Consider the following 5,492-nt stretch of genomic DNA (forward strand, 5'->3'; position numbering starts at 1 on the left):
TGGTGCGGGTGGTGGTGGACCGTGACGACGGTATCGATCTGGACGCGGTCGCCGAGGCCAGCCGGGCCGTCTCCGCTGTTCTCGATGCGGTCGACGGCGACGGCGCACCTGTATCGGGCCCGTACGTGCTTGAGGTCAGCTCGCCGGGGGTGGACCGCCCGCTGGTCGCGGCACGGCACTGGCGGCGCGCCCGGGGACGGCTGGTTTCGGTGCACACCCGTGACGGTAGGCAGCTGATCGGCCGGGTCCGCGCCAGCGGGCCCGACTCGGCGGAGCTCGCGGTGGATGATCAGAGTGGGTCGGCAGGTGCGGTGCGGCGGATATCCTTCGCGGATGTCGCCCGGGCCGTTGTGCAGGTGGAGTTCCGTGCGACCGGGGACGATTCTGCGACCGGGGACGATTCTGCGACCGGTGAGGATTCTGGGACCGGTGAGGATTCTGGGACCGGGGCGGACGTGCAGGGGGAGGCGGAGCGATGAAGCTCGACGTGGCGGCGCTGCGTGGGATCGAACGCGAGAAGGACATCTCTTTTGACACCCTGGTGGAGGCGATCGAGACCGCGTTGCTGACGGCCTACCGGCACACCGGCGGCGCGGCACAGGACGCCCGGGTGGTCGTCGACCGGACGTCAGGCAATGTCGCGGTCTATGCCCGTGAGACGTCCCTGGACGGGCTGACCCGCGAGTGGGAGGACACGCCCGAGGACTTCGGCCGGATCGCGACGATGACCGCCAAGCAGGTGATCATGCAGCGGCTACGCGAGGCGCAGCAGGAAGTCACCTACGGACAATATGCAGACCGTGAGCATGATGTCGTCTCCGGCGTCGTCCAGCATCACGAGCAGCGAGCTGGTTCCAAGGTCGTGCTGGTGGATCTCGGCACGATTGAGGGTGTGCTCGCGCCGGCTGAGCAGGTCCCCGGCGAGCGTTTCGAACACGGGGACCGCGTCAAGTGCTATGTCGTGAGTGTCGTGCGCGGTGCGCACGGTCCCGCGGTGACGTTGTCTCGGACCCACCCGGAGCTGGTCAAGGGGTTGTTCCGCCTGGAGGTCCCGGAGGTCGCGGACGGCACGGTGGAGATCGTCGCGATCGCCCGGGAGGCGGGACACCGCAGCAAGATCGCAGTTCGGTCGACCGTCCCCGGAGTGAACCCGAAGGGCGCGTGTATCGGTCCGATGGGCAGCCGGGTCCGTGCCGTCATGGCTGAGCTGCGTGGCGAGAAGATCGATATCGTCGACTGGTCCGCCGAACCGGCCGCGTTCGTGGGTAACGCGCTGTCGCCGGCACGGGTCGCACGGGTCGAGGTCACCGATGAGGCCGGCCGCTCGGCCCGGGTGGTCGTACCGGATTACCAGCTGTCGCTCGCCATTGGCCGGGAAGGGCAGAATGCCCGGCTGGCCGCCCGTCTCACCGGCTGGCGCATCGACATCCATTCGGATACGGAAAGAAGCGCTACGGAAGGCGGCGGTGACCCGGTGTCGAGGGAACGTCCCGAATCGTCTCCCAGGCGGGTCGCGGCCCCGGCCGCGGCCCGTAGATCCCCGGCTGCCGGCAACCGCTCCGCGGGCGCAACGGGATAGACTGGCGATGGCGTGCCGTGCGGAGCCGGTCCGCACCTGCGTAGGGTGTCGTACCCGGGCGGTGCGGACCGACTTGGTGCGTATGGTGGCAGTTGGTGGCGAGCTCACACCCGATGTTCGCCGTCGTATGCCAGGGCGGGGAGCACACCTGCATCCCGATCTGGTCTGCCTTGATCTCGCGGAGCGTCGCAAGGCGTTCCCGCGGGCGCTGCGCGTTCCAGGGCCACTCGGGCTTGGACGCGTCAGGGCACACCTTGTTGAGCGGTAGATGATGCTGAACGGTAGATGATGTTGAACGGCACGTGATTGCGCACCGGCGTGGAGTTCACGGAAGATCGGACGACATCACCAGATGTCGACACGGAAGCAGGTCGAGACAGCGATGACCGCGCGATGAGCACGCAGCCATGATCACGACCAGCAGGTAACGAGGGTCACGCGGGCGGACCGCGGGCCGAAAGAAGGAGCACCGTGGTAGGAAAGGCCCGCGTACACGAGCTCGCCAAGGAGCTCGGAGTCGACAGCAAGACCGTGCTCGCCAAACTGAAGGATCTCGGCGAGTTCGTGAAGTCGGCTTCGTCCACAGTCGAGGCACCCGTCGTTCGAAAGCTCAAGGAATCGTTCCCGGCCGAAGGCGCGGCAACGCAGCGGTCGTCCGCCCGCGGTGGTACACCCCAGGGCAATGTCAGCTCCCAGGGCAACCCGCAGGGCAACGGCAGCTCCCAGGGCAACGGAGTCAGGCCCGGTACCGGAGCCCGTCCGGGACCGGTACCACCCCGTCCCGGTCCGCGGCTTCCCGGCCGCCCGGGTGCCCCCGGTGCCCCGGCCCGCCCGCAGGCCCCCGGTGTCGGGGTAAGCGCGCCCGGCCCGGCCCAGCCAGGCCCCGCCGCACCGCAGGTGCCGGACAGCCCAGCCCCCAACAGGCCGGCGGCGGACCTCCCCGCGGCCGCATCGGCTCCGGAGGTCACTCCGAGCGCCACTCCCGCACCCTCCGTGACTCCGCCGCCGTCGCGCCCTCGCCCGGCCGCGCCCAGCGTCCAGGCGCGACCTGGGCCTGCGGCCAGCGCGCCCGCGCCCAGCGTGCCGACGCCCGCGTCTAGTGCGCCGACGTCCGCGCCCAGCATGCCGGCAGCAGACACGCCGTCGCCGAGCCCGTCGCCGAGCCCGTCGGTGGAGATCCCGCCGGTGAAGGGTCCGTCCGGTCGTCCGGCCCCCGGGCCGCGCCCCGGGCCGCGCCCGGCCGGTCCTGGTAACAACCCGTACACGACGCCCAGCTCGCAGCCACGGCAGGCGCCGTCCGGCCCCGCGGCCGCCAGCGGTCCACCCGCCGGTCCGCCGCCGCGCCAGGCCGGTTCACGTCCAGGTGGTCCTCGTCCCGCCGGAGCCGGGGGCCCTCGTCCCGCCGGCGCCGGGGGTCCTCGTCCCGCCGGGACGGGCGGTCCACGCCCCGGTGGCAGCGGCGGTGGCCGGCCGTCGCCGGGCCAGATGCCGCCCCGACCAGGTGGTACCGGTGGCCGGCCGTCTCCGGGCCAGATGCCGCCCCGACCAGGTGGTACCGGTGGGCCTCGACCCAATCCGAGCATGTTCCCCTCGCGTCCCGCAGGTCCCGGTGGTCCCCGCCCAGGTGGTGGCGGTGCCGGTGCCGGTGGCGGGCGACCGGCTCCCGGTGGCGGTGCCGGCCGTCCGGGCGGCGGTAGTGGTGGTGGCGGCGGTGGCCGTCCCGGTGGCGGTGGGTTCGCCGGCCGCGGTGCACCCGGTCGTCCGGGCGGCGGTGCCGGCGCGGGTACGGGCGCGCCGGGTCGTCCCGGTGGCGGTGGCGCTCCCGGTGCCGGCGGTCCCGGCGGTCGCCCGACATCGGGCGGCAGGGGCCGCGGCGGCACGACCGCCGGCGCCTTCGGTCCCGGCGGTCGAGGCCGCCCGGGGCGCCAGCGCAAGTCCAAGCGCGCGAAGCGGCAGGAGTGGGAGAGCGGGCTGGAAGCCCCCCGCATGGGGGCGATGGTTCCGCGTGGGAACGGGCAGGCCATTCGACTGCCTCGGGGCGCATCCCTCGCCGATTTCGCCGACAAGATTGACGCTAACCAGGGCGCACTCGTCCAGGTCGTGTTCACCCAGCTCGGCGAAATGGTGACCGCGACGCAGTCGTGCACGGACGAGACCCTGCAGTTGCTCGGGGTCACTCTCGGGTATGAGGTGCAGATCGTCAGTCCCGAGGACGAGGACAAGGAGCTGTTGGAAAGCTTCGACCTCTCCTTCGGTGGCGCATACGGCGACCAGGTCGAACTGTCCGCGCGTCCGCCGGTTGTCACCGTCATGGGCCATGTTGACCATGGCAAGACGAAGTTGCTCGACGCGATCCGGTCGACGGATGTGGTCGCCGGTGAAGCCGGCGGCATCACCCAGCACATCGGGGCCTACCAGGTCCGGGCGACGGTCGACGGGGATGAGCGAAAGATCACCTTTATCGACACCCCGGGTCACGAGGCGTTCACCGCCATGCGTGCCCGCGGTGCGCAGGTGACCGACATCGTCGTGCTGGTCGTCGCCGCGGATGACGGCGTCAAGCCGCAGACGATCGAGGCGCTCAATCATGCCCAGGCGGCCAACGTCCCGATCGTCGTCGCCGTCAACAAGATTGACAAGGAAGGCGCCGACCCCCTGAAGGTGCGCGGTCAGCTCACCGAATACGGTCTGGTCGCCGAGGAATACGGCGGCGACGCCATGTTCGTCGACGTGTCCGCCCGTAACCGCACCAACATCGACGGTCTGCTGGAGGCGGTCATCCTCACCGCCGACGCCGCACTGGATCTGCGTGCCCCGACCGGCACGCACGCCCAGGGTGTCGCGATCGAAGGCCGACTGGACCGGGGCCGCGGCCCGGTTGCCACCGTGCTCGTCCAGCGGGGAACCCTGCGGGTCGGTGACTCGGTGGTCGCCGGCGACGCCTTCGGGCGTGTGCGGGCGATGCTCGACGAACACGGTGACCCGGTGCACGAGGCCGGCCCGGCCCGGCCGGTGCAGGTTCTCGGGTTCACCAGCGTCCCCGACGCCGGTGACAACTTCCTGGTCGTGCCCGAAGACCGGGTTGCCCGCCAGATCGCCGAGCGTCGCCAGGCGCGTGAGCGCAACGCCGAACTTGCGATGAGCCGCGGTCGCCCGACTCTGGAGACGATCCTGGAGCGGATGAAGGAGGGCGAGAAGACCCAGCTCAACCTCATCCTCAAGGGTGACGTGTCCGGTTCGGTCGAGACGGTGGAGGACTCGCTGCTCAAGATCGACGTCGGCGACGAGGTCTCCTTGCGGATCATCGGTCGTGGTGTCGGTGCGATCACCGAGAATGACGTCAACCTGGCGAGCGCATCCGATGCGGTGATCCTCGGGTTCAACGTCCGTGCGGAGGGCAAGGCGCGCGAGCTGGCCGAACGCGAGCGCGTCGACGTCCGCTACTACTCGGTCATCTACCAGGCGATCGAGGACATCGAGAATGCTCTCAAGGGCATGCTCAAGCCGGTCTACGAGGAAGTCCAGCTCGGCACGGCCGAGGTCCGCGAGGTGTTCCGGGTTCCCCGGATCGGAAACGTCGCCGGTTCCCTGGTGCGTTCCGGGCTCATCCGCCGCAACACCAAGGCCCGGCTCATCCGGGACGGCGTGGTCGTGGCGGACAACCTCACGGTCGAGTCGCTCAAGCGGTTCAAGGACGACGCGACCGAGGTCCGCGAGGGTTATGAGTGCGGTATCGGGCTCGGCTCGTTCAACGACATCAAGGTTGATGACGTGATCGAGACCTTCGAACAGCGGGAGGTTCCTCGCTCCTGAGGACGCGGACCATGTGGACTGGGACGGGAGTTTTCGACCTTCTCCTTGGCGACGTTCGGTCGCTCAAGGAGAAGCGGTCGGTGGTTCGGCCGGTGGTGGC

5 protein-coding genes are annotated in these 5,492 nt (G+C 70.3%); all 5 read left to right on the top strand.

Going from position 1 to position 5,492, the window contains the following annotated elements:
- Positions 1-479 (top strand): ribosome maturation factor RimP (gene rimP, locus U9977_RS24080; RefSeq protein WP_322751563.1); only part of this gene is annotated, 479 nt, incomplete at its 5' end.
- Positions 476-1,579: a transcription termination factor NusA gene (gene nusA / locus U9977_RS24085; protein ID WP_322751564.1), complete on the top strand. Its 1,104-nt coding sequence runs from the start codon at positions 476-478 to the stop codon at positions 1,577-1,579. The genes rimP and nusA, both read left to right, overlap by 4 nt.
- 7 nt (positions 1,580-1,586) lie before the next feature.
- Positions 1,587-1,847 carry a YlxR family protein gene (locus U9977_RS24090; RefSeq protein ID WP_322751565.1) on the top strand — a complete coding sequence of 87 codons (261 nt, stop codon included), beginning with the start codon at positions 1,587-1,589 and terminating at the stop codon, positions 1,845-1,847.
- A 203-nt stretch (positions 1,848-2,050) separates the two neighbouring features.
- On the top strand, positions 2,051-5,392 hold the full coding sequence (infB, locus tag U9977_RS24095; RefSeq protein ID WP_322751566.1) for a translation initiation factor IF-2: 3,342 nt from the start codon (positions 2,051-2,053) through the stop codon (positions 5,390-5,392).
- An 11-nt stretch (positions 5,393-5,403) separates the two neighbouring features.
- Positions 5,404-5,492, top strand: an 89-nt coding sequence (locus U9977_RS24100) for a DUF503 family protein (RefSeq protein WP_322751568.1), incomplete at its 3' end; no start/stop codon positions are given.

It is taken from the genome of Protofrankia sp. Cas8, from assembly GCF_963555845.1.
In the GTDB taxonomy this organism is placed as follows: domain Bacteria; phylum Actinomycetota; class Actinomycetes; order Frankiales; family Frankiaceae; genus Protofrankia.

Coding starts and splice junctions, on each gene's coding strand:
- nusA (WP_322751564.1), top strand. CDS start 476: ATGAAGCTCGACGTGGCGGCGCTGCGTGGGATCGAACGCGAGAAGGAC.
- U9977_RS24090 (WP_322751565.1), top strand. CDS start 1,587: ATGGCGTGCCGTGCGGAGCCGGTCCGCACCTGCGTAGGGTGTCGTACC.